This window comes from Polaribacter sp. IC066 (assembly GCF_007997085.1).
Lineage (GTDB): Bacteria > Bacteroidota > Bacteroidia > Flavobacteriales > Flavobacteriaceae > Polaribacter.
Genome location: NZ_VORR01000115.1, coordinates 1 through 2122, shown reverse-complemented (window position 1 = coordinate 2122; position 2122 = coordinate 1). Strand labels below are relative to the sequence as shown.

Sequence of the window (2122 nt, the reverse complement as noted above, 5' to 3'; positions counted from 1 at the left end):
AACGTTTTTGTATATGGTTTGTTGCGTGTTTCAAGCAACTAATTTAGTAAATAATTACCGACCAAGAAAGTCCGCGAGGACTTTCGTAAGTAGGCGAGAAGCCAGCAATAAATTATATACGGTGTTGTAAACTGTGCTTATATATCTTTTACTTTATTTTTCAACCAATTTATAAAATTTTCAAGATGAAATTCTTTCCATTCATTTGTAAGTAAATATTCTATTTCCTTATTTTTAATTGGGTTTGCATAATATCTTTGATTACCATAAATCATTCGGTTTTCTTTCAAAGAAATATTATTATCTACTTTTTTTAAGATAGGAAATATTACGTTAAAATTGAATTTAGAATATTCTTTTTCAAGTAAATTCTTTATTTCATTTTCAGTTATTAAGTTTTTTTGTAAAATTATTGTCATTAAATTATGAACTAATTTTCCAATTTTCAAACTGTCAAACCATTTTTGATCTTTTTCGCTTATTTCCATTTTTATATTTAAATAAATTATTTTGTTTATAAATTCACGTTTTCAAAGAGAAAATTCAGCAGTTCATATGCTCCGATTCCGAAAGCTGTTCCGATTAACATCCAATAAATTCTTTGCTTTTTGTCAGCTTGTACAATTTGTTTTTCTAATAATTTCCCATTTTTTTTCAATTCAAGTTTAATTTCTCTTTTGTTGAATTGTTGGTATTTTGATTCCAATGTCAAATTGTCTGAATTCAGTTTTATAATATGTTTAATTCCAGAAAAAGAGAATTTTTTAGAAATCATTTTTCCGTTTAATAAAACACTTTCAATTCCGAAAGCAGAGTTTAAGAATTCTATTTTATTCGATTCTATATTAAATTCAGCATATTTCATTTTCGTTCGGATTTTTTTTTTGCATTGTTTACAACGTGTTTGTATAAGAATAGTTGCGGTTTTGTGTGCGAGGAATTTCCAACGGAAATTCAGCAGTACGCAAAAATGCAACTACCTTTGGTAAAGTACTAATTTAGCAATTATTTTTATACGGTGTTAGCTTTTCGTTGTTTTTTCAGTTTATAATTCTGTTTTATTTCAGTTTTCTAATTTTTCAGAATTTAACTTTTGAGTGATTATTCCGCCAAATTTTCAATTCAGAGTTTGAGTAAATTCCGCAATTCAGATTTTTCGCATTTTACTCAATTCCGCAAACTTTCTAAATTCAGCTTTTGAGTAAGAATTCCGCCAAACTGATTTTCAGAGTTTGAGTAGATTCACACGTTTTATAAATTCAAATTTTGCTCAATATTCGCAAAATTTTCCGGGCGAGAGAGTGTTCCACATTTTTTAGTTTTTTCTTTAAAAATCAAGATTTTAAAACTATATATTCCATTTCAGAATTTGAGTGGTCAATGAAAGCTAACGTGTTTGTGTATGATTTTTTGCGTGTTTTAAGACAGTAATTTAGTAAATAAAACATGAACCAAGAAAGTCCGTTTGGACTTTCGTAAATAAGCTAAAACTAGCAATTAATTATACACGGTGTTGCCAGTAGTTTTTATTCGTTCAAATTTTCATTCCGTTATTTTTATTTCTGAATTTAATTTTAATAAGTCCGAAATCAATTCGTTATTACTTTCAGGTGCAATATAAATTTCATCATATTTATTAAATTTTATAATAAGTCCATTTTTCGCTAATGCAGGTTTTATTCCGCTCCACATAGTTTTTCCTTTCAGAATTTCTTTTATCGTAGGAATTTCCACTTTTCCTCTTAAAAATCCAGAGCGATAAATCAATTCGTTATTTTCAATTTTATAATACGTGTCAAAATAAATCTAAAATATTAAAATTAATGGACTCAATAAGGGCAAAAGAATAAAAGGTTTTTCCGTGAAAGTATTCTTGTCAAGAAAGAATATAATCATTGGTAAAATTACAGAACCAATTAGTAGATAATTGATAAGTCCTTTTTTATTTGGTTTATATATTTTCATTCGGTTTTCGGTTTTTCTTAAATTACTGGCAACGTTTTTGTATATGGTTTGTTGCGTGTTTCAAGCAACTAATTTAGTAAATAATTACCGACCAAGAAAGTCCGCGAGGACTTTCGTAAGTAGGCGAGAAGCCAGCAATAAATTATATACGGTGTTG

3 protein-coding genes are annotated in these 2122 nt (G+C 27.6%); all 3 read right to left on the bottom strand.

Annotation, left to right across the window (positions count from 1 at the left end; translation table 11 throughout):
- Positions 1-137: 137 nt before the first annotated feature.
- On the bottom strand, positions 138-488 hold the full coding sequence (locus ES044_RS18115; RefSeq protein WP_147120789.1) for a hypothetical protein: 351 nt from the start codon (positions 486-488) through the stop codon (positions 138-140).
- Between the two features lie 26 nt (positions 489-514).
- On the bottom strand, positions 515-865 hold the full coding sequence (locus ES044_RS18110; RefSeq protein ID WP_147120790.1) for a hypothetical protein: 351 nt from the start codon (positions 863-865) through the stop codon (positions 515-517).
- Between the two features lie 677 nt (positions 866-1542).
- Positions 1543-1782, bottom strand: a complete 240-nt coding sequence (locus ES044_RS19120) for a PH domain-containing protein (protein WP_223269287.1) — start codon at positions 1780-1782, stop codon at positions 1543-1545.
- Between the last annotated feature and the right edge of the window lie 340 nt (positions 1783-2122).